The sequence below is a fragment of the Opitutus sp. GAS368 genome (genome assembly GCF_900104925.1).
Classification (GTDB): Bacteria; Verrucomicrobiota; Verrucomicrobiia; order Opitutales; family Opitutaceae; genus Lacunisphaera.
The window spans coordinates 1,898,124-1,923,313 of sequence record NZ_LT629735.1 but is presented as its reverse complement, the minus strand read 5'-3'; the positions used below and the strand labels follow the sequence as shown (position 1 = coordinate 1,923,313).

Annotated in this window: 28 protein-coding genes; 13 read left to right on the top strand and 15 right to left on the bottom strand. The window is 64.0% G+C overall.

Annotation, left to right across the window (positions count from 1 at the left end; all coding sequences use genetic code 11):
- Nucleotides 1-96 precede the first annotated feature (96 nt).
- On the top strand, nt 97-468 hold the full coding sequence (locus tag BLU29_RS08255; protein WP_091056596.1) for a metallopeptidase family protein: 372 nt from the start codon (nt 97-99) through the stop codon (nt 466-468).
- A gap of 158 nt (nt 469-626) precedes the next feature.
- Complete coding sequence (locus BLU29_RS08250) at nt 627-1,313, top strand: lipid-binding SYLF domain-containing protein (RefSeq protein WP_157693723.1); 687 nt, start codon at nt 627-629, stop codon at nt 1,311-1,313.
- 48 nt (nt 1,314-1,361) lie between these two features.
- Here the strand turns inward: BLU29_RS08250 and BLU29_RS08245 are convergent, their stop codons facing one another.
- Nucleotides 1,362-1,862, bottom strand: coding sequence for a CinA family protein (locus BLU29_RS08245; RefSeq protein ID WP_091056593.1), 501 nt, complete (start codon nt 1,860-1,862; stop codon nt 1,362-1,364).
- On the bottom strand, nt 1,862-2,623 hold the full coding sequence (locus BLU29_RS08240) for an exodeoxyribonuclease III (RefSeq protein WP_091056592.1): 762 nt from the start codon (nt 2,621-2,623) through the stop codon (nt 1,862-1,864). The genes BLU29_RS08245 and BLU29_RS08240 overlap by 1 nt, the downstream gene beginning before the upstream one ends.
- A gap of 83 nt (nt 2,624-2,706) precedes the next feature.
- Here BLU29_RS08240 and BLU29_RS08235 point away from each other — a divergent pair, with 83 nt between their 5' ends.
- The 4 genes from BLU29_RS08235 (at nt 2,707) to BLU29_RS08225 (ending at nt 7,204) form a co-directional block, all read left to right on the top strand.
- A complete protein-coding gene (locus tag BLU29_RS08235) occupies nt 2,707-2,979 on the top strand; it encodes a DUF167 domain-containing protein (protein ID WP_091056590.1) in 273 nt (90 codons plus the stop codon).
- 56 nt (nt 2,980-3,035) lie between these two features.
- Complete coding sequence (locus BLU29_RS08230; protein WP_091056589.1) at nt 3,036-4,544, top strand: PLP-dependent transferase; 1,509 nt, start codon at nt 3,036-3,038, stop codon at nt 4,542-4,544.
- A 301-nt stretch (nt 4,545-4,845) separates the two neighbouring features.
- Nucleotides 4,846-6,264, top strand: a complete 1,419-nt coding sequence (locus BLU29_RS17985; protein WP_172830235.1) for a methyltransferase domain-containing protein — start codon at nt 4,846-4,848, stop codon at nt 6,262-6,264.
- Between the two features lie 76 nt (nt 6,265-6,340).
- Nucleotides 6,341-7,204, top strand: a complete 864-nt coding sequence (locus tag BLU29_RS08225) for a XamI family restriction endonuclease (RefSeq protein ID WP_157693721.1) — start codon at nt 6,341-6,343, stop codon at nt 7,202-7,204.
- On the opposite strand, the gene BLU29_RS08220 is transcribed toward BLU29_RS08225, so the two are convergent.
- Nucleotides 7,205-8,536, bottom strand: a complete 1,332-nt coding sequence (locus tag BLU29_RS08220) for an MATE family efflux transporter (RefSeq protein WP_231962336.1) — start codon at nt 8,534-8,536, stop codon at nt 7,205-7,207. It abuts the gene before it with no gap.
- A gap of 86 nt (nt 8,537-8,622) precedes the next feature.
- Here BLU29_RS08220 and BLU29_RS08215 point away from each other — a divergent pair, with 86 nt between their 5' ends.
- The gene (locus BLU29_RS08215) at nt 8,623-9,483 is read left to right on the top strand and encodes a hypothetical protein (RefSeq protein WP_091056586.1); all 861 of its coding nucleotides are present in this window, start codon (nt 8,623-8,625) and stop codon (nt 9,481-9,483) included.
- Nucleotides 9,484-9,492: 9 nt separating this feature from the next.
- Here BLU29_RS08215 and BLU29_RS08210 read toward each other — a convergent pair whose 3' ends face one another.
- From BLU29_RS08210 to BLU29_RS17980, 3 genes are all read right to left on the bottom strand, one after another.
- Complete coding sequence (locus BLU29_RS08210) at nt 9,493-9,774, bottom strand: hypothetical protein (protein ID WP_091056584.1); 282 nt, start codon at nt 9,772-9,774, stop codon at nt 9,493-9,495.
- Between the two features lie 59 nt (nt 9,775-9,833).
- Nucleotides 9,834-10,181, bottom strand: a complete 348-nt coding sequence (locus BLU29_RS08205; RefSeq protein WP_157693720.1) for a hypothetical protein — start codon at nt 10,179-10,181, stop codon at nt 9,834-9,836.
- Nucleotides 10,182-10,242: 61 nt separating this feature from the next.
- Nucleotides 10,243-10,410 (bottom strand): hypothetical protein, encoded by a 168-nt coding sequence (locus BLU29_RS17980; protein WP_157693719.1) that lies wholly within the window; start codon nt 10,408-10,410, stop codon nt 10,243-10,245.
- A gap of 134 nt (nt 10,411-10,544) precedes the next feature.
- Between BLU29_RS17980 and BLU29_RS08200 the strand changes: the two genes are divergently transcribed.
- Entirely contained in the window at nt 10,545-11,648 is a 1,104-nt protein-coding gene (locus BLU29_RS08200) for a hypothetical protein (protein ID WP_157693718.1), read from the top strand.
- A gap of 17 nt (nt 11,649-11,665) precedes the next feature.
- Nucleotides 11,666-13,453 carry a serine/threonine-protein kinase gene (locus BLU29_RS08195; protein WP_091056579.1) on the top strand — a complete coding sequence of 596 codons (1,788 nt, stop codon included), beginning with the start codon at nt 11,666-11,668 and terminating at the stop codon, nt 13,451-13,453.
- A gap of 67 nt (nt 13,454-13,520) precedes the next feature.
- Here BLU29_RS08195 and BLU29_RS08190 read toward each other — a convergent pair whose 3' ends face one another.
- Nucleotides 13,521-14,108, bottom strand: a complete 588-nt coding sequence (locus BLU29_RS08190) for a hypothetical protein (protein WP_091056577.1) — start codon at nt 14,106-14,108, stop codon at nt 13,521-13,523.
- A gap of 4 nt (nt 14,109-14,112) precedes the next feature.
- Nucleotides 14,113-14,832 (bottom strand): sigma factor, encoded by a 720-nt coding sequence (locus tag BLU29_RS08185; RefSeq protein ID WP_091056575.1) that lies wholly within the window; start codon nt 14,830-14,832, stop codon nt 14,113-14,115.
- 106 nt (nt 14,833-14,938) lie between these two features.
- Between BLU29_RS08185 and BLU29_RS17975 the strand changes: the two genes are divergently transcribed.
- Nucleotides 14,939-15,091 carry a hypothetical protein gene (locus BLU29_RS17975; RefSeq protein ID WP_157693717.1) on the top strand — a complete coding sequence of 51 codons (153 nt, stop codon included), beginning with the start codon at nt 14,939-14,941 and terminating at the stop codon, nt 15,089-15,091.
- An 8-nt stretch (nt 15,092-15,099) separates the two neighbouring features.
- Here BLU29_RS17975 and BLU29_RS08180 read toward each other — a convergent pair whose 3' ends face one another.
- The 3 genes from BLU29_RS08180 to BLU29_RS08170 form a co-directional block, all read right to left on the bottom strand.
- Nucleotides 15,100-15,789: a phosphatase PAP2 family protein gene (locus BLU29_RS08180; RefSeq protein WP_091056574.1), complete on the bottom strand. Its 690-nt coding sequence runs from the start codon at nt 15,787-15,789 to the stop codon at nt 15,100-15,102.
- Nucleotides 15,790-15,797: 8 nt separating this feature from the next.
- Nucleotides 15,798-18,050, bottom strand: coding sequence for a TonB-dependent receptor (locus BLU29_RS08175; RefSeq protein WP_157693716.1), 2,253 nt, complete (start codon nt 18,048-18,050; stop codon nt 15,798-15,800).
- A 135-nt stretch (nt 18,051-18,185) separates the two neighbouring features.
- A complete protein-coding gene (locus BLU29_RS08170) occupies nt 18,186-18,593 on the bottom strand; it encodes a hypothetical protein (RefSeq protein WP_091056570.1) in 408 nt (135 codons plus the stop codon).
- 94 nt (nt 18,594-18,687) lie between these two features.
- Here BLU29_RS08170 and BLU29_RS08165 point away from each other — a divergent pair, with 94 nt between their 5' ends.
- Nucleotides 18,688-19,257, top strand: a complete 570-nt coding sequence (locus tag BLU29_RS08165; RefSeq protein WP_091056568.1) for a TRIC cation channel family protein — start codon at nt 18,688-18,690, stop codon at nt 19,255-19,257.
- On the opposite strand, the gene BLU29_RS08160 is transcribed toward BLU29_RS08165, so the two are convergent.
- Nucleotides 19,163-20,662: a recombinase family protein gene (locus tag BLU29_RS08160; RefSeq protein ID WP_091056567.1), complete on the bottom strand. Its 1,500-nt coding sequence runs from the start codon at nt 20,660-20,662 to the stop codon at nt 19,163-19,165. The genes BLU29_RS08165 and BLU29_RS08160 overlap by 95 nt on opposite strands.
- A 9-nt stretch (nt 20,663-20,671) precedes the next feature.
- On the bottom strand, nt 20,672-20,914 hold the full coding sequence (locus BLU29_RS08155) for a hypothetical protein (RefSeq protein WP_091056565.1): 243 nt from the start codon (nt 20,912-20,914) through the stop codon (nt 20,672-20,674).
- Nucleotides 20,915-20,975: 61 nt separating this feature from the next.
- Between BLU29_RS08155 and BLU29_RS08150 the strand changes: the two genes are divergently transcribed.
- Together BLU29_RS08150 and BLU29_RS08145 are read left to right on the top strand one after the other, a co-directional pair.
- A complete protein-coding gene (locus BLU29_RS08150; protein ID WP_231962335.1) occupies nt 20,976-21,233 on the top strand; it encodes a helix-turn-helix transcriptional regulator in 258 nt (85 codons plus the stop codon).
- Between the two features lie 42 nt (nt 21,234-21,275).
- The gene (locus BLU29_RS08145) at nt 21,276-21,728 is read left to right on the top strand and encodes a hypothetical protein (RefSeq protein ID WP_091056564.1); all 453 of its coding nucleotides are present in this window, start codon (nt 21,276-21,278) and stop codon (nt 21,726-21,728) included.
- Here the strand turns inward: BLU29_RS08145 and BLU29_RS08140 are convergent.
- Nucleotides 21,725-22,315 carry a hypothetical protein gene (locus tag BLU29_RS08140; RefSeq protein ID WP_091056562.1) on the bottom strand — a complete coding sequence of 197 codons (591 nt, stop codon included), beginning with the start codon at nt 22,313-22,315 and terminating at the stop codon, nt 21,725-21,727. The genes BLU29_RS08145 and BLU29_RS08140 overlap by 4 nt on opposite strands.
- Before the next feature lie 8 nt (nt 22,316-22,323).
- Nucleotides 22,324-24,573, bottom strand: coding sequence for a type IV secretion system DNA-binding domain-containing protein (locus tag BLU29_RS08135; RefSeq protein ID WP_091056560.1), 2,250 nt, complete (start codon nt 24,571-24,573; stop codon nt 22,324-22,326).
- Nucleotides 24,574-25,190: the final 617 nt, after the last annotated feature.

Sequence of the window (25,190 nt, the reverse complement as noted above, 5' to 3'; positions counted from 1 at the left end):
ATTTTCACCGGTGGTGTAACCTGCCCGTCACCCCACCGTCATGCGCCCGCTTTACTCCCGGATCGGCTTCCCCCAAGGTGGCGGGCGGCATTCATCATGAATTTCAAACGACTCACCGCCCTCGCCGAACCCGTGGTGTCCGCGGCGCGGCGCCGCCTGCCAGCGGCGGTGCGGACAGCGGCCGAGCAAGTCCCGGTCTGCTATGAACCGCACCCCAATGCTGCGCTTCAGGCCGAGGGCTGGGAGCCCGATATCCTCGGCTTGTTTGTCGGCCACGAACACCGGGGCGAACTCGCCGAGGATACGCCCCTGCCGCCCCAAATCCTCCTTTTCCTCGAAAACCTCTGGGACTACGCCGAGCAGGACGAGACCGTTTACCGCGATGAAGTGCGGCTGACCTACCTCCACGAGCTGGGCCATTACCTCGGCTGGGACGAGGACGAGATCGCACAACGGGGTCTGGATTGAGCGGCAACCTTCTCCTCGCCAAGGAGTCCCAACCACCGTTCCGGCCGGCCAGCGGGCTAAGTAGGGCTTTCATTCCCCCCCTGAATCTGCATATACCCGTCTTGGAAAACAGCTTTGCGCTCCTCCGGCGCAGCCCCATTCTCCGCTCCATTCACAACATGAAGAAGTTTCTCACCGCCCTTTTCTGCGTGTCCGCCCTCGCGGCCATGCTGCCTGCCGCGACCGGCCTGACCCGCGAGGCCGTGGTCTCGCACCTCGATAGCTGCGAGGCCATCCTGCAGGAAATCCAAGGCAACGTCCGGACCGCCATCCCCGCGGACAAGCTGCGCAACGCCAAGGGCATCGTCATCGTCAACCAGTTCCAGGCCGGCTTCCTGCTGGGCATCAAGGACGGCTATGCGGTCGCGCTGGTCCGCCGCCCGAACGGCAAATGGTCGGTGCCGGCCTTTTTCCGTGCCGGCGAACTCAGTTTCGGCCTGCAGGCCGGCGGCAAGGCCATCAATGCCATCTACCTCCTCATGGACGACAATGCGGCGCGCCTCCTCCTGAAGAACCGCATGAATTTCGGCGCCGAGGCCAAGGCGGTGGCCGGCATCCGCGCCGCCGAGCGCGAGGCCGTGAACAAGCCCCTGCCGGGCGACGCCAACGTGCTCGTCTACTCCACCACCGAGGGCTTCTATCTCGGAGCCGCCGTCAAGACCGGCTATATGTCCCCCGATGAAGATGCCAACCGGCTGTTCTACAATACGAACAGCCGCATGCCGGAGCTGCTCTACAGCGACTGGGTCACCCCGCCCCAAGAAACCCGCTTCATCATGAACTACGTGACGAACCTCACGCGGTAACCAGCCAATTCCCCTTCCTTTTCAACCCGCCGGGCTCCGGCGGGTTTTTTATTGGGCCCGCCACGCCGCCAGATGGGCGACGAGCCGCCCGAGCACATCGTCGGCGATTCGCGCTTGGGCCTCGGTGCGATTCGCGCCCGGCACTTCGATGGTGCCGGAGGTCAGCGCCAACCGGCCATTCGCCAGTCGCTGGCAGATCGCCCACCAGGCCATGGGCGATTTTACGCCGGCGGCGCGCGCGGGCTCGGCGTAACCAGTCGTCGCCACCGCCAGATCCGCCCCGAAGAGCCGTGTGGCGCCAAAGGCCATTTCCACCGCCACGCGCTGGGACACGCAGTTCACGCGTTTCGCGTGTGCGCGGTTCACGCCGAGCAGCTTTACCTTCTGGCGCAGGGTGTAGGCGGTGATGCCGCCGAGAAAATAATCCGAGGCCCCTGACACCGCCGCGATCCGCGCCTGCACATGCCCGGCCGTCAGGCTCTCCGCCACCGCGAGCGTCAGCGGCGGCCGGCGCATCATCAGCTTCTTCAGCTCGGCCGCGTGCGACATCACTTCAGCTCCAGCCCGACCGGACAATGGTCGCTGCCCATCACCTCGGGCGAGATCCACGCGCGCTTCAGCGCCGGTTTCAGTTTTTCCGATGCCACGAAATAATCGACGCGCCACCCGATGTTCCGGGCGCGGCAGTTCATCATCTGGCTCCACCACGTGTAGTGGCCGGGTCCCTTTTCGAATTCGCGGAATGTGTCCACGAACCCCTTGCTGAGCAGGGTGGAGAAGTTCGTCCGCTCTTCGTCCGTGAAACCGGCATTGCGCCGGTTGGTCTTGGGGTTCGTGAGGTCGATCTCCGTGTGCGCCACGTTCAGGTCGCCGCAAAACACCACCGGTTTGCCCTTCTTCTCGAGTTTTTTCAGAAAGGCCAGGAACGCGGGATCCCATGCCTCGGTGCGATATTTCAAGCGCGTCAGCCCGCGCTGCGAGTTGGGTTGGTAGACGTTCACGAGAAAGAAATCCTTGAATTCCGCCGCAATGACCCGTCCCTCGTCATCGTGGTCCGGCAGGCCGATGCCGTTGGTCACCCTAAGCGGCGGCACCCGCGTGAATATTACCGTGCCCGCGTAGCCCTTCTTCACCGCCGAATACCAATGCGGCGTGTAACCGGTCACCCACGCCACGTGCTGGACGTCGCCGGGGTGCGCCTTGGTCTCCTGGAGGCAGATGACGTCGGCGTCCACCTTCGCCATGTAATCGAGAAAACCCTTCTTGAGGGCGGCGCGCACGCCGTTGACGTTCCAGGAAACCAGTTTCATGCGGCCCCCTAGTTCGCCGTTTCAAATGCCGACCGCAACATGTTTTGCCTTTCGCACCCGTGCGGCCGGCCCATGCTGGCCCCATGCCCGGCTGCACCCTTGAGCTGAAGACCATCCCCAACGCCCCGCGCGACGAGATCGCCGGGTGGCTGGGCCCGGCGCTCAAGGTCAAGGTGCACGCCCCGGCCCTCGAGGGCCGCGCCAACGACGCCCTGCTTGATTTCCTCGCCGGCAGACTCGGCCTGCCCCGCCGCGCGCTCACCCTCATCCGCGGCGACAAGTCGCGCCACAAGGTCGTCCGCATCGCCGGACTGACGCTGGCCGAGGTCCGCACCCGGTTGTCCGCTGCCACATGACACAACCCGCCGTTGCCTCGCCCGGTCCCGGCCGGTGAACTCTCCCCTCGCCTCCCATGTCCGTCTTCTCGCCCATCCCGCTCGGTCAGCGCATTCCCGGCAGCCCGCACTCTGTCGCGTGCAGCCTGCCGACCATGCGCGACGTCATCGGGTATGAGGAAGGCCGGCCCGAGACCACGCGCCACATCGCCTCCGGCTACCCGCGTTTTGTCGTCCACACCCACGCCAAGCGGCTGTGCGAATACCTTGGCCGCCGACCCGAGCTCGCCGGCAAGTCGCTGTGGCTGGTCACCTCGGCCAGAATGGCCGCGTCTTTTGCGCACTATCTCGGCCGCACGGACCAGGCTGCCGCCCGACCATTTTCCGTCGAGGGCCTGGATGGCGTCGCCCACATCGACACGCCGGAGCTGAATGCCCGGGGCAAGGTCTATCTTCAGAACATCGGCGGTTTCCTCTCCTCGCGCGCCGCCGAGGATCACCTCGTGCGACTCGGCCTGTTGCCCGCCGTCGCACCGGAGAAGCTCTTCGCCGGTGATGCTGTGGCCGAGATCAGGCGTGTTTTGCGCGGCCCGTTTCCCGTCGCCGACGCCGACCTGCTGCTGGCGCCGAGCGGCATGAACGCCCTTTACGCCGCTTTCCGCGCCATCAGCACCGTGCAGGCGCGCGCCGGCCGCACCGCCTGGGTGCAGCTGGGCTGGCTCTACCTCGACAGCATCGCGCTGCTGAGAAAATTCACGCCCGACCCGGCGCGCGATTACCTGCGGCACGGCGACGTCACCGACCTTGCCGGACTGGAAAAACTCCTCGCCACGCACGGCCCGCGCCTTGCCGGCCTGATCATCGAGGCGCCGACCAATCCGCTCATCCAGACGGCCGACATCGCCGCCGTCACCGCGCTCGCGCGCCGCCACGGCGCCAAGGTCATCCTCGATCCGGCCGTCAGCTCGCCCTTCAACGTCGACCTGCTGCCCCACGCTGATCTCGTCGCCACCAGTCTCACCAAATACACCGCCCACGAGGGTGACGTCATCGCCGGTGCGGTCGTCGTGAACGCCACCCGCCCCGACGCCGCCGAACTCCGCGGACTTGTCGGCGCCCAGCTCGAACCCGTGCACGCGCGCGACCTCGCCCGGCTCGCGGCGCAAATCGATGCCACGTCCGGGGTCGTCGCCCGCATCAATGCCAGCACCCGCCAGGTCGCCGCATTTCTCGAATCACATCCGGCCGTCGAGAAAGTCTGGTGGGCGCTGCAACCCGCCACCAGGGCCAGCTACCTCAAGATCGCCCGCACCCCGGAATCGGCCGGCAGCATGATCTCGTTCACGCTCAAGGGGCCGCTCGCGAAGTTCTACGACGCCGTGCGCCTGCCCAAAGGTCCAAGCTTCGGCATGACGACCACGTTGATCTCCCCGTTCATCTATCTGGCGCACTACGATCTCGTCACGAGCGAAGCCGGCCGCGCCGAGCTCGCCGCCCACGGCCTGTCCCCCGACCTGCTCCGCCTCTCCGTCGGCACCGAACCCGTCGATGCTATCATCGCCGCCCTCAGCGAGGCTCTGGACTGAAGTCCAGCTTTGTTTGTGATGGGAAGTGCTTAGATCGAGTAAAATCTCTCCCTTTCCGAAACTCAGGTTTGCTACGCCGCGTAGCATCTCTTGAATGAGCCTTGTGACCAGCCCCTCCGCTAACTTGCCTGTCAATGACCTCGCCCTTGAGGCTAGTCTACGCGCGGTCTTGGCGGATCTCGTCCACAGGTGTCCATCTCTTACGAAAGCGGAGAAGCGTGAGCTACCATCTGATTTGCCAAAAGTCCGCGCTTCCTTTCTAGCGGACATCCGAAGGCAAATTCGACTAGGCGGGGATCCTTTGGGCGAAGCTTACGCCAGAATATTCTCCCCCGAAGAACGCCGAAGCACAGGAACGACCTTTACCCCAGCCAAAATCATCAGCCAGATGTTCGATTTGGCCGCGCGCTTGGTGCGAGACCCGGGCCTTGTCGTTGACTGTGGCGCTGGCAGCGGTCGCTTCACTATCGCTGCTTTGCGGCATTATCGCAAAGCCCACGTGCTGGCGTGCGAGATCAATCCCCTTCTCGCGCTTATCATCCGAGCCACCGCACGAGTCGCCGGCCTGGACTCGCGCATGAAGGTAGTCTTGGGAGATTTCCGCGCGTTGAAGTTACCTCGGCGCTCTACGCCAACCCTCTTCATTGGCAATCCTCCCTATGTGCGGCATCACGATATCGAGCCCCATTGGAAACGATGGTATCAGGATGAACTCGCCCGGCATCATATTACCGGCAGCCAGCTCGCTGGTTTGCACCTGCATTTTTTTCTAAAAGCCCGCCAACTTGGCCAACCCGGCGATGCGGGGTGTTTTATTACCTCTGCAGAATGGCTTGATGTGAATTACGGTAAGGACCTGCGAAAGCTACTGCTTAATGGTTTGGGTGGACACACGGTCCATCTCTTTCCAGCGGCACATCAGCTTTTTGCTGATGCCCTTACAACTTCCGCCATCACCACCTTTCAGGTCGGCCAGACCCATCATGGCATGGGTTTCACGGAGTCAAATGGGCAGCCACGTCGGCTCACCCATTGGGTGCCCACGCAAGAGCTCCAAGAGGCCCGTGCTTGGTCCAGTTTTGCACGGCCGCTGCGCCAAACAGCAACCGAAGCGACCGCAACGCTTGGTGACTATTTTCTGATCCATCGCGGTCAGGTGACCGGCGCCAATCATCTCTGGATCGCCAATGAGGCGACCCCACCGTTGCCTGCTTCCTGTCTTTTTCCTGCGGTCACTCACGCCAAAGAAATTATCCGGCTCGGTGGCGGCCCGCTGTGCGACCCTACTAATCTGCAGCGCGTCATCGATCTGCCTGCTGACTTAGGTGCCCTTCCCGCGCGAGACCGCCGCGTGGTTGAAGCCTTTATCGCCTGGGCTGAAACTCACGGGGGCACCGCTTCTTATATCGCCCAGCATCGCAGACCTTGGTGGCGAGTGAAACTAAAGGCGCCGCCTTCCATCATTATGACCTATATGGGCCGCCGCCCGCCTGTTTTTGCCCGTAACCTTGCTGACGCACGGTTACTCAATATCGCACATGGGCTTTACCCCAGAACCCCCATCGATGATCCAACCCTTGATGCCCTTGTTGGTTGGTTGAACGAACACGTATTGCTTTCTTCCGGCCGTGCTTATGCTGGGGGCCTGATTAAATTTGAACCTGGCGAGGCTATGCGCATTCCGATCCCACCGCTAGAGCACTTTGTTCATGTGGCCTGACCTAGCACGTCGGTGGACTCCCACGCAGATCACACAGGAGGCGGCAATCTCGCGGGATGATTTTCGCCAGCGCCGCATGGGTGAGCCGCTGCAAAAATACCTTGAAGCTTTTTTGCGTCTCGAAAAAGCGAATCGTCAGATTGTTGGTGGATTGGCCACCATTCTTGAGACTCCGGTTAATCAAAGCGCACTGGCAGAAGTCATGCGCAACCGGGATCTGCTGACTGCCTTGCGGTATGTTGGAGCGCCTCCTGTTTCAGAAGATGACTTGGAAACCCTTAGCGGGGATTCCCTAAACGCCACTCGCATTCTTTCCGACGCAGAATTCGCGACTGCAGTAAAAGATGTCCTCTGCGCAATTCTTGACCCCAAACGCTTCCCTTGGATTGCCGCTCGACGGGAGCCAACCAAGCAGGAACGTAGCGCAGCAATTCTTGCCTCAACAGTCCTGGCGTCATCTCAAGAAGTGCAAACAAAAAGACGCTCTGACGAGCGCCAGATCGTCGAGGGCCTGGTAGAGGGCGTCCTGATCGGACTGGGCTATAAGAAACGTGCCGCTCCACAAAAAGGCATCCAAAGTCTTCTTGGAGCAGATGTGCCAAAACCCGGCGAATACATGACCGGCTGCACGTTGGGTGAAAACAACGCCGATTTTGTTATCGGACTATGGGATAGTCGCTTGCTGGTGATCGAGGCGAAGGGTTCGAATTCGGCCATCAATAGCCGGAAGCGCCTGAACATGGAGGCTGTGCAGAAAGCCAAAGCCTGGGCCACCTTTGGACGTGATGTCATTTCTGCTGCAGCCATTCGCGGAGTTTTCAATCCCGCTGGAGTTGTTAGCGCGCAAGAAACACCACTGGTTATTTTCTGGGCTCATCGCATCGACGACTTGAAGAAGTTTATCGCGGCAACTCGGAGAAAACGAACCAGTCGGCGATAACTATGACTTGGTCAGCCGATGGAAGCGCCAGCCGAGCAGCAACGCGGCGGACCCCAATCCCGCGGCCAGTCCGGTCCACAAACCAACCGCGCCAAGTGAGGTGTGGAACGCCAGCCAGTAGCCGAGCGGCAGCGAGATGACCCAGTAGGCAATGAAGGTGATGACGGTCGGCACGCGCACGTCGTGCAGGCCGCGCAGGGCCCCGACGCTGATCACCTGCCCGCCGTCGAACAGCTGGAAGAACGCCGCCACCACGAGCAGCTCCGCCGCCAGTGACGCCACGTCCGCCGCCGGCGTGAACGCCGCCGTGATGGCGCGGCCCGCCAGCGCAAACGCCAACGCGAAGCCCAGCATGATCACCAGGCCGGTCGCCAGCGCGCCGAAGCCGATGGACCGCAGCGCCCCGGTCCGGCCCTCGCCGCTCGCCCGGCTGATGCGCATGCTCACGGCCAGCGACAGCCCGAGCGGGAACATGAAGGCCAGCGACGCGCAGCCGATGGCGATCTGGTGCGCGGCCAGCGGCACCGTGCCGAGCCAGCCCATCATCAGCGCGGACGCGGCAAACGCTCCGCCCTCGAACAGCAGCATGCCCGCCGCCGGCACACCCAGCCTCAGCAGCGCCCCGAAACGCCCGCGCTCCCAGCCCGCCCACGGTTCAGACCGCACGCAAGCGAATGTCGCTGAACTCCGCAGCCACACCGCGATGGCCGCCACCGCGGTAAAGCGAGCCAGGAGCGTCGCCCACCCGGAACCGACCAGGCCCAGCGCCGGAAAGCCCAGGTGGCCGAACACGAACACCCAGTTGAAAAACGCGTTCAGCGCGATGTCCGCGAGCATGATGCCCATCGGCACCCACGGCCGGCCGAGGGACTCGGCGAACTGGCGTTGCACCTGGAAGAACAGCGCAAACACGATCGAGCCCGCGATCAGCAGGTAGAACGGCCGCACGACCGCCACCACCTCCGCCGGCTGGCCGAAGCGATGGAGCTGCGTGGACAACACCAGCATGCAGCCAAAACCAAGCACGCCCACGACGAGCGCCAGCGCCCGGCCGTGACGGAGCCAGGCGGCGCAGCCGGCATCGTCGCCCGCGCCGTGGTCCCGCGCCGCAAACACGCCGGTGCCGAGCAGCAGCCCGAGGCCGACGATGTAGAAAATGTTGAATATGCCGTGCGTGAACGCCGCCGCCGCCAGCTCCACCTTGCCCACCCGGCCGATGAACGCGCTGTCGGTGAGCCCGATCAACATCTGGCTGACCTGCCCGACGACGATCGGAAAGGCCAGCGTCAGCGTCGGGCGCAGCTCGCGGCGAATCTCAGTGAAATCAAACACCCCGCCACGAAGGCCGCGACCGTGCCGGCCCGCAACCCGGTTTTTTATTGTTCCCCCTGTGCATCCTGCCTTCGTGGTGCACTGTCATGTCCGCCCTCGCGCTCGGTCTCGTCCTCATCGCCGCCATCATGCACGCGACGTGGAACCTGGCCTCGAAGCGCGCCGCCAGCGGATTGCCCTTCATCTGGATCGTCGGCCTGCTGTCGTTTGCGCTGTGGACGCCGGTGGTCGCGGTTTATTTTTGGCTGCACCCGGCGGTTATCACCGCGGCGGGCGTGGGTTTCATGATCCTGAGCGGCGTGTTGCACTCCGGCTACTCGATCTACCTGCAACGGGCGTATCGCACCGGGGATTTTTCGCTCGTCTACCCGCTGGCGCGCGGCACCGGGCCGCTGCTCTCCGCCCTCGCCGCCATCATCTTCCTCGGCGAGCGCCCCTCCCTTCTCGCCCTGGGCGGCATCGCGCTGATTGTTGGCAGCATCTTTTACCTCACGGGCGGCGCCGCGCTCTGGCGCAGCCATCCGCACGGGGTGGCGATCTTCAACGGCGTCACTTGCGGGGTGTTCATTGCCGCTTACACCTTCGCCGACCAGCGCGCGGTGGTCTTCGCGGCGATATCGCCGCTCCTGATCGACTGGGGCGGCAATGTCGCCCGTTCCGGGCTCTTCGCTCCGCTCGCCCTGCGCCGCTGGCCGGAATGCCGCGAAGTCTGGCGCAAAAACTGGCGCGAGTGCCTGACCGTCGCGGTGCTCGGACCGGCCGGCTATATCCTTGTCCTCACGGCCTTGACGCTCTCCCCGCTCAGCTATGTCGCCCCGGTGCGGGAAATCAGCATCCTCATGGGCGCCTATCTCGGCGCCCGGTTTCTACAGGAGGGCGACGTCCGGCACCGGCTCATCGCCACCGGCGGCATGGTCGCGGGCGTGATTGCCCTGGCGCTGGGCTGAAAGTTCGCGTCAACGCGAGCAGGCGTAGAGCACGCCCAGCACGATGGCCGCGAGGAACGCGAAGTTGAGCAGGGTCGCGAGCCAGCCGGCCGGCTTGGGGTTGTGCTTGCCCTCGGTGATGTCGCCGACGCGGATGCCATGCCCGCAGGACGGGCAACCCAATCGGCGATCGGGATCCCCGAAGGCGATATAACCGCCGCCGCCCTGGTGCACCTCCCGCATCACTTCCAGCTGCGCCGGCAGGTTGAGCGACCGGTGGCATTTCGGGCAGATGATCTGGGCGGAGGCCATGGCGGGCAGAGGGTGGATGCGGGGGCGACGCGGGAGGGGTGAACGACTAATCGCGCGTGTCAGGTCACGACCTGAGTGATTTCGCGCACGACCAAGACCCGCACCGCACCGCGCTCCGGATATTGGCGGGTCTCGAAATGACCCTTCACCCCCACCGCGAGACCGTCACGGATCCAGGCAAAGGCATCGATGGGCAGCAGCAGATCGACCCGCTGGTCCTGGTCATAGTGGAGCGACCAGCCCGTGGTCTCACCGCCGAGGGCCACGCGCTGTTGCAGCGTGCCCATGAGCGAGACTTCGCCGGCGGGAGCCGGGGCCGCCAACGGCGCGGGGAGCGAGCGCGGCATGAGCGCGAGCATGGGGAGCGGTGCCAGCGCGAGCCCGAGGAGACAGATTAGTGTTTTCATGGAAGGAAAAGTGGCTCGCGCCCGCCGGATCGGCAATCCCGGTCCGGCGGGCGCGAGTGGTTTAACCGCGCACGCAAGCGCACGCGGGCGGCCGGGGCGGCGGCGGGGGATTGTGGACCGTGCCGCTGGAACTGTTGACCGTGTAGGAACTGGGGTCCGCGTGTGCCGCCGTGGCGGCGGAGACGACGAACCCCAGGAGCAGGAGTAACCTGAGCGGTGTATTTTTCATGGAGGCGGGGGTGGAGGTTGCGGGTTTAATTTTTGCGTTCACCCCTTACTTACCGAGAATCGGCCTGACTCTGCGTGAGATTCGCACTTTTTCGCGGATTGCGCCGGCCGGAGGCGTCGGTTTGCATTCTGCCCATGGGGATCTGCGACGTGTGCAATGCCGGGAGCGATGGCGTGACGGTGCCCGTGCGGACATTCCAACGCGCAGTTGTGGATGGAAAATTCAATCCGTTTCAACTGCGCTTGGCGGTGGGTCGGGCCGGCTGGAGCCATGACCAGAACCTCGCTTACTGGTCAAAGGTGGTCCGCGAGAACGAGACCGACTGGTTTCTCTGCCACGCCTGTCATCGCGCCTTTCATGCGCAAACCCAGTCGGAGGCCGAAGCGGCGGCAACGCCCCGGGCCCCGGTCCAGGAGATCGGCTTGCCGAATTCGCTGGAACCCTTGCGGCGGCTGCACCCGCTGCCGCCACCCCCGGGCGTGCCTGCCGACTGGAAACCAGGCCTGAAAGCGGGACTCTTTGGCCGGGGCAAACCTTGGGGAGATGCCGGCCAGGCCACCGCGCTAATCCGGCACGGCCGAATTTCCGAGGCCCGCGAACTGCTCCAGCGCCTCGTCTTGCACGGGACGGACAATCCCACGCGCCTGCTGTTTTGCTTCGAGGGCCGCCGCCCGCCCCACGACGAGACTTTCAAGATCGGCAAAGTGGTCGCCGAGCTCCCCCCGGCGGACAAGACCCTCATTGACACCCTGGTGGCGTTCGGGGGAAGAGACTACAACTGGCTGGGTGAATCGTTTCTGGCTGCGGCCGCGACCCGACCCTCCTGTGAATTCGCCGCCTTTCTCCTGCTGGCAGACTTTGTGACGATGAGCGACCAGTGGCTGCAAACCCAACTGCTGCACCCACGGAAGCGCGTGTTGGAATCGATGATCGTCTGCCGGCCGCTGCGCGCCGTGGCCCTGTTGCTGGAGCGGCGGCACGACGAAGCCTGGGAATCATTCCATCATTGCATCACGGAGCCGGAGAGCATCGTGACCGCCTATGAAAAAGCGCTGCAACTCCCCGCCACCCCGGCCGAGCGGGCCAAGCTGACCGACGCGGGACGCATCTATGGCGAGGTCGGGCTGGGCCTTGTTTTGTTTGACCTTGGTTACACGTCGGAGCGCCGGACGCATTTCGCCCGGCTTGCGCCCCGGCTGGGCGGCGGGCTGGCCGAGGCCAGCCGGATGCTCGCCTGACTCCGGCGGGCTGACCGATGAGCGACCCCGCCCCCCGCCTCGGCAAATTGCAGCAGGCTCTGCGTGACGCCACCGCGGCGCCAACCCGCAGCCTCGCCCGCCTTTTCGCCTCGGCCGTGCTGCCGGATCACGGAGCTGCGCGCGCGCAGCTCCAGCGCGATTGTGAACTGATCGAACGCGCGCCCTTCCAACCGGGCGACACCATTGGCGACCGCTACCGGGTGGAAAAAATCCTCCGGGGCGGATTCGGCCTCGTGTATATCGGCCGTTACCTCGGGCCCGAGCAATTCACCCACAGCGGCAATCTCGTCGCGCTGAAGACCCCCCTGCCCCGCCACCTTGCCAACCCGGAGCTGCGCGAGATGTTCCTCGCCGAAGCCGCTCACTGCGTCGCACTGGCCCCCCACCCCAACCTGGTGCTCGCCTACGGTGTAGAGGAACACAACCGCCTGCCTTATCTGGTGCTCGAATACATCCCCGGGGCCCGCAGCCTCCAGGACGAGATCCTCGCCGGCACGACCGACTGGCGCACCACCCTGCGCACCGGACTGGGCGTGGCCCGCGGCCTGGCCTTCGCCGGACTGGTGCATGGCGATCTGAAACCGATCAACATCCTGCTCGGCCCGGAGGGCGCCGCCAAGGTCGCGGACTTCGGCCTCGCGCTGACGCCCGATGACGCGGCCGACGACATGCTGCTCGCGGGCACGCGGGGATTTTTTGCGCCCGAGATGCTCTCCGGCCGGCCGGCGCGCACCGTGGCCACCGACCTCTATGCCTGTGGCGTGGTGCTTTACGTTTCAGCCACCCGCTGTTTCCCGTTTCCACTGGAAGAATCCGCGCTCAACGTCGTGCAACCCGCGCCCGATCCGCGGGAAATCGTGGCGGATATCCCGCCGGCGTTTGCCGCTTTGATCCTCCGCTGCCTGGAACGGGATCCCGCGCGCCGACCCGCCGGTTTCGCCGCGCTCGCCGCCGAGCTCACCCACATCCATCGCACCTTGCTCGGCACTGAACCGGTCACCGATCCCGCGCCCGATGCCCCCGACCGGGCCGCCGCCCTCGTCAACGCCGCGCAGTCGTGGATCAACCTCGGCCGCCTCGACCAGGCGAAGGTCGCCGCCAAACAGGCGCTGCAGCTGGATCGGGAAAACTGGAAGGCTCACAGCGCGCTGGGCCTGGTGTTACAGGCCACGCAGGACCTGCCCGCCGCCTTGGCCAGCTTTACCGCGGCGCATGAATTTGCCCCCGATGCGCTGGAGCCCGTCGCCAGCGCCGCGCAGGCGGCGAGCGCCCTCGGCCGCACGGAGGACGCCCGCCGCTGGCTGCGCCTGGCCTTGCGGCACTGCGCGACGGCGGACCGTTTCGCCCCGCTCGACGGCTGCACCCAGCTGGCCATCGAGCTGCTGGAGGAAAAGGAAGCCTACGACCTCATCCACCGGATCCTCACGGAAAATCCCAAGGCGGCCATCACCTGGAACAACCGCGCGATCCTTATGCGCCGGATGGGCGCCTTTCCCCAGGCGCTGGAAAGCGCGGAACAGGCGCTGGCGCTGAATCCCACCTACGCCAAGGCCCATGTGCAGAAGGCCAACGCCCTGCTCGAGCTGGGGCGGTGGACGGAGGCGCTCGAAGCGGCCGGACGCGCCCTGACCCTCGACCAGACCCTGGCCGGCGCCCACAGCGCCAAGTTCTCGGCACTCGCCTCGCTCGGCCGCTTCGCCGAGGCGCGGACCTGTATCGAGCGCGGCCTGGCCATCCTGCCGGGCAATGAATTGCTGCTGCGCGCCCGCCGGAAGCTGGACTGAACCGGCCATCTACTTCGAGGCAATCGCCAGCCAGAGGGTGCCGCGCCCGCGCGCCAAACAGCCCGCTTTATGGATGACAGGACTCAAACCAACCCTCGATGTTGCCGCACTTGGCGCAGGTGCCGTCCGGACGCAGGTAGCGCGCCCGGTCGGTGAACGGCTTGAAAGCCGCTTTCGCCGCCCACCAGGCTCCGGTGACGGACCGGTCGGCCGTATGCTGGCAATGCGCACAGGTGACCGTCAGGTTTCGCGCGATCCGCGCCCCCGGCCAGACCACTTGGTCCGGCGCCTGGTTCTTCGCCCCCGCCCGGGAGTCATTCGCGCAATACTCCGACAAGGCCAGCCTCATGATCGTCACGACACCGGTAAGCGGCATCAGGCTGCGCGCGTGGCCCGACTGACGCACCTGCACCATGAATTCGCACGCTTGGCGGGCCGCCGGGTTCATCAGGTCGTGGTCGCCGCCATACATCGAGCGGTGAAACCAGTAAAACAGCGCGGCCAGCGCGGTGACTGCCAGCCAGGCCGGGTGCGAGAATATCGCCAGCGGTATGCTAACCGCGCCGAAGGCCACGCAGACCTTGGTGTTGAATCCACTCTCCCGCTGTTTGCCGAGCTCCCGCACGAAGACTTGGTCAAAGGTTACTTGGCTCATAAGATCAGGGTTGGCTGAGTTTTTGGAAAAGTTCGCGGACTTCCTCGTCGATCTCCGCCTCACTGCGGGCGTAGGTGGCGATTTCCTCCCGCAACAGGCGCTGATAGGCGCGGCGGGCGGTCACCAGCCGGTTAGCCACTTCCTTCTCGGTCAGGCCGAGCGCGCCCGCCAGCTCGTGCTGGGTGGGCGCGCCGGTGCCCTCGAGAATCGGGGCGATCAGCAGCCGGCGGAAAATCTCATAATGGGCGCGGCGGTCGGGTCCGGCATACTCCTTCTCCAGGACGACCAGCACGCGCCGGATCAGCGTCAGGGCCCAGCCGCGCAGAAAGGCCCGCTCCGGCGTGGCGTGGTCCGCGGGCAGCGCGCCCTCGGGCAGGTCCGCCACGTCGTTCCCGGCAAACCCCCCGGCGGGGCGGCGCCGCAGCGCGTGCTCCGCCCGGTGTGCTTTGGCGGCATAGTGCTGCAGCGCCGTCAGCAGCAGGTTGCGGAAGCGGCCGCGCGAGGCGTCGGCTTTCTCGAACAGTCCGTGCCGGATGGCGTGCAGGAAAAAATCCTGGACCAAGTCCTCTGCCTGCTCGGCCCGGCTGCCCCGGCCCCGGAGATAGGCCAGCACCGGATCGCGGTAGCGCCCAAACAATTCACCCAACACCCGCTGCTTGTCCTCCGCGCGGCCTTCCCGCAGCGCGGCCAAGCGAATCCAGTCGGTCTGCGGAAACGCGCTCATGCCTCGCGCCGGAGGCTATGGGGCCGAGGCCGCGGGTCACAATCCCATATTGCCCCTCAGGGGTGATTGCACTGGCGCCGGGCTGAGCCCGGCCTAGGCTTTCGCCATGCGCTTGCCCAAGGAAATCCTTGTCCTTCTCATTCTGCTGCTGGTGATGATCGCCGGAGTTTCCTGGTATGTTATCGACCGCCGGGCCAAGAATCGCGCCATGTCCCGGCCGGCCGCCGGGCAGTCCGCCTCGCCGGCGCCCGGCAAATAGGCCGCGGCCTACCGGACAACCGCCGCGAGTTCAGCCCGGGCCTCGGCGAGATCGTGCTGGAAGGACTCGCTGTGCAGGAAGTCCCGGGCCAGCTCCTGTCCGAGCACCCGGCCGGCGTAGATATCCGTCGGGTAGTGCACCCCGCCCTGCACGCGCAACCAGCCGGCCTCGCGGCCCTTCGCCAGGATCGCCTCGCGGCGGTCGGGAAAAAGCTCCGCGAGCAGCAGCGCGAAGACCGTGCCGCGGGTGGAGTGCCCGCTGGGATAACTGTAGTGTGTCAGGTCCTCGTGCTCGATGGCGCGCGGGAACCGGTCATGCGCCACGTGGTAGGGTCGCGGCCGCTTGAAGTATTTCTTGGAGTCATCCACCACCGCCTTGGCCTCGGCCTCGACTTCCTTGAAGAGCGCGTCGGTCCGGGGGAATTTGCCGGGCGTGAACCACGCGCCGATGGCCGGCGCGTAGTGGTAGATGGTCAGCGTGTTCTCGTCCTGGCCCAGCGCGATCTCGGCCGGCGTGGCGGCGGTGTGGGCGGTATAGGCGCACTCCAGGTCGAACCTGTCCTCGGCTGAACCAAGGACGGGCGGCGGCGCGAGCAGGGCGTTGGCATCGGGCGTGCCCTTCGGCAGGTAGGCGGCGGATACCCGCAGCGCAAGGAGTGCCGCGAGCAGGAGGAAGGCGGGGAAGCGGTGTTCTTTCATGGGAGGGCTCAGAACTCGGCCGACACCGTCAGGTAATAATCCCGCGGCACCAGCACGTTGTAGGTGCTGTTGAGCGGGTTGGCGTTGACGGATTTCAAGAGCTCAACCTTCCGATCAAGAATATTGTCCACCTGCAGCTTCACCTTGTAGCTGTGCAGGAAACCGTGTCCGGGCAGCTTGCTGCCGTAGCCGATCGCAAGGTCGACCAGGGAATAGCCGCCCTGGACCGCAGTCAGGGCCGTCGGGGGCAGCGGCAGGTCGGGGCTCGGCGCGCCGGAGTAGACGTTGTAGGGCCCGATGTATTTTTCCATCAGCGAGACGGAAAAGCCCGCACGGTCGTAGACGGCGCCAAAGCCCGCCGTGGATTGCGGCACGCCGTCGATCTGGCGCTTGGATTTCTTGTAGACCGCCCGGTTGAGCGAACCGTTGCCGAAGAGACTGAGGCCGCCGCCCACGTAATAGGTTACCTCGGTCTCAAGGCCGCTGTAGTAGGCCCCGCTCGCGGTGGTGTAGATCACGTCATTGGCGTTGGTCGGGTTGGCCGGATTTTGCTGCGTGATGGGAAAATGGACGAAATCAATCCAGTAGGCGTCAAAGTCGGCGTTGAACCGGCCGTGCTTGTAGACGGTGCCGATCTGGTAGTTGGTCGTCTCCTGGGGCGGGATGTCCGTCGTCTCCGGATGGTCGACCTGCAGGGTCGCCAGCGCCGGGGTGAGGAGGCCCTTCGCGTATTGGGCGTAGACCGACCAGTCCGAGGCGACGCGGTAGTTGGCGGTGACGCTGGGCAGCGTCTTCGTCCATTTCTTGGTGAAATACGCGGGCAGAAGATCCTTGGTCTGGTTCACGGAAGCGGCGATCTCGCGGCTGACACTGAGGTATTTGAGCCCCGGGGTGATCGTGAGGGCCGGCAGGGCGCGCCAGTCATACAGCACGAACGGCTGCACCGTCCGGGTGTAGAATTTCATGTTCCAGGCGTAGCCGCCGACCGAGTTCTTGTGGTTCAGGTCGATCATGCCGCCCCTCATGATCGGGCCGGTGTTGGCCGCCGGGTTGTAATCGAGGAAATAGTTGTAGCGCGGGCCATGCTGGTAATCGCCCCAGACGCCGGCCTTGACCGTGCCCATGTCGTCCTCGTGCGAGAGGAGCAGATAATCGCCCAGGCTGCGCACGATGTTCACCTTGAACTGTCCGCCGAGGTCGGTCTTGGCCGGGCCGGAATTGTTGTTCGGGGACTCGTGGCTGAAATTATTGTAGGAAAAGGTGTAGAGCTTGTCGCTCACCTTCCAGCCGTTGCCGAGGTCGGAATCCAACGCGATGTATTCCAGGTCGGTCTGCTTGCTTTGGTAGCTGTAGCCGACGTAGTTGTTGAAATCGGTCGGATCGTTGTCCTGCCCGAAGTTGCGCCCGAGCGTCTGGATCTGCGTCAGGGTCAGCGTGGCGGCGTTGGGATTGTTGAACAGGATGTTGTTATACGAACCGTAGACGGTGACCGTGGTGTTCTTGCCGACCGGCTGCAGGTATTTGAGGAAATAGGTGTTGCGCTTCAGGGTGCCGAGCGTGCGGTAGCCGTCGGTGCTCATGTTCTGATAGCTGGCGATGAGGGAGGCGTTGTGGGCCCCGGCCAGCGTGCCGGTGTTCACCTCGAGGTTGACGAGGCGCGTGTGGTAGCTGCCGTCGCTGAGCGTGGGGGTGAACGAGGGCTCCGCGCGCGGGTCCTTGGAGAACAGCGCGATCGTGCCGCCGAAGGTGGCCATGCCAATCGTGCTGGCGTCGCCCGGGCCGCGATCCACGACCACCCGGCCGAGGATCTTGGCCGGGAAATAACTCGTCGTGTGGTGGGTGTAGTCGTTGCCGTCGCCAAAGGGGATGCCGTCGAAGGTGACGTTATACTGTCCGTCGGTGAAACCGCGCACGATCGGCTTGGACTCGTTCAGGCCCGGGCCGTTGGTGGTGAAATTCGACACGCTCGGCGCCAGGTTGGCAATCAAGGCGTAGTCGGCTGTCGGCGTGATGCTGTTCTGGATGGTCTGCAGATTGATGATGGACTGCGGCTGGTAGGCATCCAGCCGGCTTTCCGTGGGCGCCATGGTCTGGGCGGAGGTCCGCGGGGCGGTGACCTCAAGGTCTTCCAAGCGGATCGCCGAGCCGCCGCCGGCGTCGTCGGCCAAAGCGCTGGTGATCAGCGCGGAGCTCAACAGGCTGGCAGTCAGCCGGCAGAGCAGGGTGAGATTCAAACGGGTGTGCGAGGTGGTAGGTTTCACCGCCCCAGCTTGCCAGCTGCCTGTGGCAAACGCGTTACGCCCGCGTGGCAGAACGGTGAACCTTCAGCCCATCGCGCCGTAATGTTCCGCAAAGTCTTCCGCCTCCACTCCGCGGACCGAGGGGTGCGCCGCGGTTTACCGGGCCGCGCGGACCAGGATGGTGAATTTTCGCGCGAGGTTGTTCCCCGCGGAATAGCGCACCGCCTCGGTGTCGCCCGCCGCGAGGTTCAGCGCCTGCCACGGGGTCTCGTCGCCCGTCGGTACATCTGCCGCATCCTTGAACACACAGCGTACCTGCATGGTGATGGCCTCGCGGCCGTGGTTGCGGAGATTGGCCACCACTTCAAGGCGGCCGGACTCCCCGAAGCGTTCCTGCAGGCCGGTGCAGGACACGGCTTCCTGCACCGGCCGGTCCAGCAGCTGAAATTTCTCCGTGTTCTCCAGCGAATACTTGGCGCTTTCCTCCGGCAAAAAGGCGGCGGGTTCGCTGGCGCAGCCGGCCAGCAGCCAGGACAGGATCAGGGGGGTGAGGGGGATCTTCATGGTGCGCGGTCTAGGGTCTGGGACAGCGTTGCGGGACAAAGTTCGCTTGTCACGGCGGGTTTTTGGGGCCACCAGCCCTTAACCCCACCCTGCCATGCTGAAAGGGAGTTTTGACCTGCCGGTGCTTTTCGACCTCGGGGCGACCTTCGCCTTCGCCCTCACCGGCGCGCTCGCGGCCATCCGCCGCCACTACGATATCGTGGGCGTGCTGGCCCTCGCCCTGGTGTCCGGCATCGGCGGCGGGCTGATCCGTGACGGCATTTTTCTGCGGGACGGCCTCACGCCGCTGCTCACGAACCCCGCCTACATGTATACGATCACGGCGGCCACGGTGGTCAGCCTTTTCTTCCGGCAGCACGTCCATCGTTTCCACCGGCTCATCGCGTGGGTCGATGCGTTGGGGCTGGGCGCCTACGCGGTGTTCGGCGTGCAAAAATCCCTCAACTCCGGCCTGCCGCCCTCGGCCGCCGTGCTCGTCGGGGTGATCAACGCCGTCGGCGGCGGCCTGCTGCGCGATGTGCTCACGCGCGAGGAGCCGCTGGTGTTCAAGCCCGGCCAGTTCTACCTGCTTACGGCGCTGGTAGGCGCTGTTGGGAAAGTGTTAGTTCTTCCGAAGATGGAATATAGCAATAGGTTACGCTTATATCGTCGGTGCCAATCGTGATTTTTTCGACGATGGATTCGATCACCCGGCGCTTTCGCTCGGTGGTCAGCTGGGGCCAGCGCTCGTAAAGCTTTTGGGCGTCCCGCAACACTTGGTCGGCCGAAACCTCGTTGATGCGGAGGAATGCCAGCTCCGCCTCCAAGGCCGGAATCGAAACACCCAACTGGCGCACCTGGTCCTCCAGCGGCCGGTAGAGCGCGGTGAAGCTCTGATCGTTCAACCGGCCGTCCAAGTAAAGTCGGTGCGTCCGAGTCATCTCTTCCTTGGTCTTCTCGATTTCCTGCCGGTGCAACGCGACCCGCTGCTCCTTCTCGTCCGTGTTCTTTTTAGCCGCCAGAAAATGCCGCGTGATGCGCTCCGGGTCGGCAAAGTAGTTCTTCAACTCCTCATGGAAGATGCTTTCCAAGTCCGCCGCGGGAATCTTGTTCTTACACTTATGGCAGACGTATTTCGTGGAAGTGGTGGGCACATACATGCGGTGGCCGCAATGACAGTGGGCGATGCCCGCGAAAATATGCGTCGGCCGCTTGGTGGGGCGCTTGTTCTGCTTCTTCCTCTCCTCGATCATCCGATTGGCCGTGCTCCAAACCTCCTCTGACACGATGGGCTCGATCGGATGCACGAACCACTGATCTTCCGGCTTCTCCTCGGCCGCCCAACTGCCGGTTTTTTTAAATACATTGGAGTAACGCACGCCCTTGGCGGTGGGATGAACAATACAGCGTAATACCGCCGTATCACTCCACGTCGCCCCCGCCCTCGTGCGATAACCCGCCTCGTTGAGCATCCGCGCCACAGTGCCAATACGGCGGTGTTCGAGGAACAGCTCATAGATTTGCTTCCGGATGATCGCTTCTTTGGGTTCGATCACCATTTTGCCGTCTTTCCAGACGTAGCCATAGGGCGAGGTGCCGCTGATCTGCTGGCCGAGTTTTGATCGCGTCGCAACGGACGCCCGGATGCGGTCGGCGATCTCCTCCCGTTCCCATTGGGCCATCGCGGCAATGATCGTATAAAACAGCCGGCCGGCCGGCGTGCCCGTATCCATCTTTTCGTGCAGTGACACCATGTCCGCCCCGTGGGACTGGAAGAAGTCCGAGAACTCCAAAAGCTCCCTGGTGTTGCGAGCGAGCCGCGCGAGCTTGGAGAAAATCAGCGCCGTGATGTGCCCGCGCTTAATGTCGTCCAGCATCCGCTTGGCCTCGGGGTGCTCCATGACCGTCTTGCCCGAAACCCCGGCCAGGTCGTAAACCTCGCGGACATTCCACCCGTTGAACTTGGCGTATTCGCGGGCGCGGGTCTCGTGGATTGCCGGGCTGTCGCCCAGCGCCTGATCCTCCGTGCTCACGCGAATCCAAATCCCCACCTGCTTGGTGAGTTCGGCCTTCTTGGGCCTCTCGGTCATGACGACCTCCTAGAATTTGTCGGGGATGTCGGCTTTCGCCAGCACCAGCGTCTTCCGCGGAATCCAGACGATCCGTTCGTCCGGCCCGCATCCAACCGTCGGCGGCAGCTGGCCCCGGCCGCGCGCGGTGATGTCGATGCCGATGACCGCAAAGTCTCCCGACGCCATCTCCAGGATGTCCGGGCAGCCGCTGAGACCGGCGCTTTTCGCGCCGTTCGCATGCGGGTCGGGTCCGAGGCGACGTAGGAACATGATTTACTTATGACTATAGTCTTATGCTTAGTCAAATTCATTATGACCATAGTATGAAGACGTGATCGCCCAGAAGAACCTCGATGCTGTCGGCTCTCAGGTAGCGGCCATTTTTCGGGCCGAAAGGGAGAGGCAGAAACTCTCCATGAACGGAGTTGCTGAACGCGCCGGGCTTTCACAATCGATGGTTAGTTTGGTCGAGCGTGAGGTGCGCAAGCCCACCCTTGAAACACTGCTGCGGATCTCGACTGCCCTTGATCTCGAACTTTCGGACGTGCTGCAGCGGGCCCAACGCGCAGCGCACCTTAAGGCGACGTAGCCCGGCTTTGTTTCCTCTGTTTGGCCGCGCTATACTGGCGGCATGTCGTGGTTCGCGGACAACTGGTTTACGGCCCTCCAAACGCTGGCGATTGTCAGCGGCTTCGCTTTCACGTGTATCACCCTGCGGCGTGACGCACGCTCCCGTCGGGTGGGTAACTTGTTCCAGTTGACAGCCCACCATCACGACGTGTGGGCCGAATTGTTTAAGCAACCCGAACTGCGCCGCGTTCTCTCGGCCCGGGCCGACCTCGACCGCGAACCCGTCACCGACAATGAAGCCCTGTTCGTCGGCTTCCTCATCCTGCACCTGAGCACCGCCCACCAGGCCATCAAACAGGGGCTGATGGACCCGCTGGACGGCTTGGGGGCGGACATCCGCACTTTCTTTGCGCGTCCCGTCCCGCGCGCCGTCTGGCAAAACCTGCGTCAGTTTCAAGACGCCGGATTCGTCGCCTATGTGGAGGGCTATTTCCATGAACGCGCGGAGAACTAGCGTAATGATTCCACGCCGGTTTTCTCGATCCGGGTAATTCGCCAACCGTTCTCAGCTCTTTCGAAGTGGAATTTACCCTGAAGCCGGAAACCCGCCCCTCGCGCCACCCTCGCCCCCGGATTGGAACTATAAAAAAGCATCTCATCCATCGGCTGCATCTTCCGCGGAGTCGGGGCGAACTGGAATTTGAAGTCCTCCTCCAGCGCCGGCATGAACCGCCAGATACCCTGGGCGTTGCACCGGATATCCGCCTCGAACGACATGACGTAGTGCTGCACTCCGGCCTCGGTGTTCATTAGTCCATCCGTTTTTCTGAATCCGGTCAGCTCGATCGCACCCTGCGACTGCTGGTGCACGACAGCGGCCAAGCCCTGGCCCGCCGCGACCTCTTCCGGCCCCTCCGGCGGCTTGGGCGCTTCGGGCTTGGCTTGTGGCTTGCTTTCCAAGGCCGCAACCCGGTCGCTCAGCTCGGCGACAGCCTTCTCCAAACGCGCAATAGTGGCGCGCAAATCGCCGGTTTCCTCGCCGCGGGCACTCCCACAAAAAGCGGCCAAACAGACCGCGACTAACATACGGATGGTTCTCATAGGTAAGATCAGAGTTTTCGCTTCATCAGGTCGGCGATGGCTTGTATCGCCGCATCCTCGCGCCGCTTTTTCTCCTCCGGCGTCAGTTGTGGATAGATCCGTTTCACCTTGTAGCCCCGGATCTGCTTGGCGGTCGGTTCCGGCGGCACCGGGGGTGGCAGTTCCCGCAAATAGCCGATCAACTCGTCCGGCAGGAAATAGTTCACCTTGGCCGCGGCCGCCTCGCCCAGGCTCTGACGCACGGCATTCTCGAGTCGCGCTAACCGCTCCCTGTCCACACCCACAGCGGCAACCAGCGGGTAACCGGCCTCCAGGCATTTGGCGACATTGCCGACCTCATGGTCAATCGTCGTGGTGATGGAAATCTCGCAGGCGATCGACACCCCGGCCCGCGACAGCGCCAAGTCCACGCTGCCTGAGTTATTGAGGATCGACTGCTCGATGACCGCCCGGAAGTCCAGCACCTCGGCCGCCTCCTTTAACCTCCGTTGCACAGTCGTGTGCTGCATCCCGCCTCTTCCTGCTGCCATTGTCATTCCTGATGGCTGCGCCGCACCGGCCACTGTCGTGTTTCCCATCGGGACTGGCCTGGGCACCGGCTGGCTAACCGGTGGGGTAGCCGGCTCGCTCTGGTTAACAGCGGGTGGCGGTGGTGCCCCCACCCTCGCCGGTTTGGCCCCAGGCTTTTCCTCCGCTTCCTCCGGCCGATGTAACGCGGCCTCCACTTCGGCCCTTGGCGTGGCATATGTCCGCCGCGAAAGCTCTATCACCAGTTCCCGCCTCGCCGCGGCCTCCTCCTCGGCAGGGAAGTCGGGTGGCGGCACATCCAGATTGAAATCATAATCGCTGCGCTCAACCCGGCACACCGCTTCGCCCGTGCCAAGGTTCTGCAAATCCCGAGCCTCGAAACCCGACAGCCCATGCTCAATCGTCCGCGCGTCGGCATCGCCCACCCGGAAGCAAACCCGCGTGTAGGGGTTCGACAGTACGGCGCCAGCCACCTCGGGATCCCGCTGCAACTGCCGTAACTCTTGGTGGGCCAGCGTGAGGCCGAGCCGATACTTCCGGGCCTCCGTCAGGATCCCCGCCATCGAATCCGTCACGAAATTCTGGAATTCGTCCACATACATCCAGAAGTCACGCCGGGCGGTTTCCTGCATCCGCTGCCGGCCCATCGCCATCTGGTGGAACTTCGTCATCAGCAGGCTGCCGAGCAGGTAGGAGTTCTCCTTGCCGATGGCGCCCTGCGACAACTTCGCCAGAAAAATCTTCCCGCTGTCCATGATCTCGCCGAAGTCCAGCCGGTTGGCTGGTTGCGATACCATGTAGCGAATCGGCTTCGGACTGAGGAAGGTCTCCAGCCGCGTCATCACCGGCCCGATGGACTTATTGCCGGAGAGCTGCGTGAAGCCCTTCTTCCAATAGTAGACGACATCCGGATCCTTAACCGTCGACAGAAACTGCTCGCGGAAACCCGGCTCCAGCAGGAAACGCCGTAGGTCGGCTAGTGTGCCGCCCCGCTCGCTCTCGAGGAAGGCCCGGATGGCGTTGCTGAGAACAATGCCCATTTGATCGCCCCAGCTCGTCGAAAGCCGTTGGAAGACCGACACCAAGTCAGAAGCGAGCAGGTTTTTCTCCAAGTCGGAATGAGCCGACAGAATGTTGAACCCGATGGAGAATTCCTCATCGCCGGGATCGAGCAGCACCACGTCACCGATCCGCGACGAGGGAATGCACCCCAAGATACGGTCGATCAGGTCGCCGTGCGGATCGAGCACGGCCAGCCCCTGACCGGCCTCGATATCCTGCCGGATCAGGTTGTAGAGCAGGGTCGTCTTGCCGGTGCCCGATGCGCCGACAATGTGCATGTGCTTGCGGCGCTGCTCGGCCGTCAGCCGCACCTCCCGCGTCTCGCCACCATGTTCATTCGTGCCGAGCAACACCCCTTCCTTGCCGGTCGCCACCACCGGTGCTGCCTTGGTCTTCCGCAGCATGCGCCGAAACTTCGGCGAACGCACCGCGCTCGATGGTAAGTGCACGAACCCGAGCAGTTCCTCAGCGCTCAGGATCATGCCTGCGCGGCGGCTCTGCCGGCGCACCACGTCCGCCACATGCGCTTCGTATGGGTAATCGTCGTTACGTAGCGGAATCAACTCGTTACCGTTAGGGTTGCCGAAGGCCCTTAGCCCGCTCGCCAGCGAGCGCAGGATGCTCGCGGTGCGGTCGTAGTCGGAGCTGCGCGCGGCAATCCGGACCACCGCAGCATACAGCGGCCGGGCCGTCTTGTTCCTCGCTGCCCCGGCTAGCAGAATTATTAGGCCGCAATGGGAGCCTCTAGTTTGTAGGGAGGGATGCCTTGGCCCACGATCCGCAAGGTCTTTTGGTCGATGATGACGCCACAACAATTGCAGATATAGAGGCGACCGTCCCACGAGCCTCCTCTAACCGGCTCTACCTGGCGCCCGGAGGCGTCGCATTCATAGAACCCATCGCCGCACGGTGTATTACCGCAGACACAGACCCATGCGTCCCGATCTCCTTTCTCACGTCTTATCTTTGCCATGCCCTGACCCTACCATGCCGCCTGAAATCACGCAAAGGCGGCCGGGTAACCGATGTGCCGGCTCTCCCCCTAACACGTCGCGCGGGCCAGAGCAGTCGTTGGCGGCTGGCCGGCTCCGCCAACGTCTGCGCCGGCCCGCCTTTTTGGTTCTTTTCCCAAAAGAAGGGCGGAAGCGGTGGCTGCGGGTTGACGGGCGGAGGCGAGGCAGCAGTCGAGCGGAGCCCGGCAACTTGAAGCCTCCGCGGGCGGGCCACGTCTTACCTCGACAGCCTCTCTCCCGCGAGTTTGGTTGGTAACAAACCATTGTTGTGA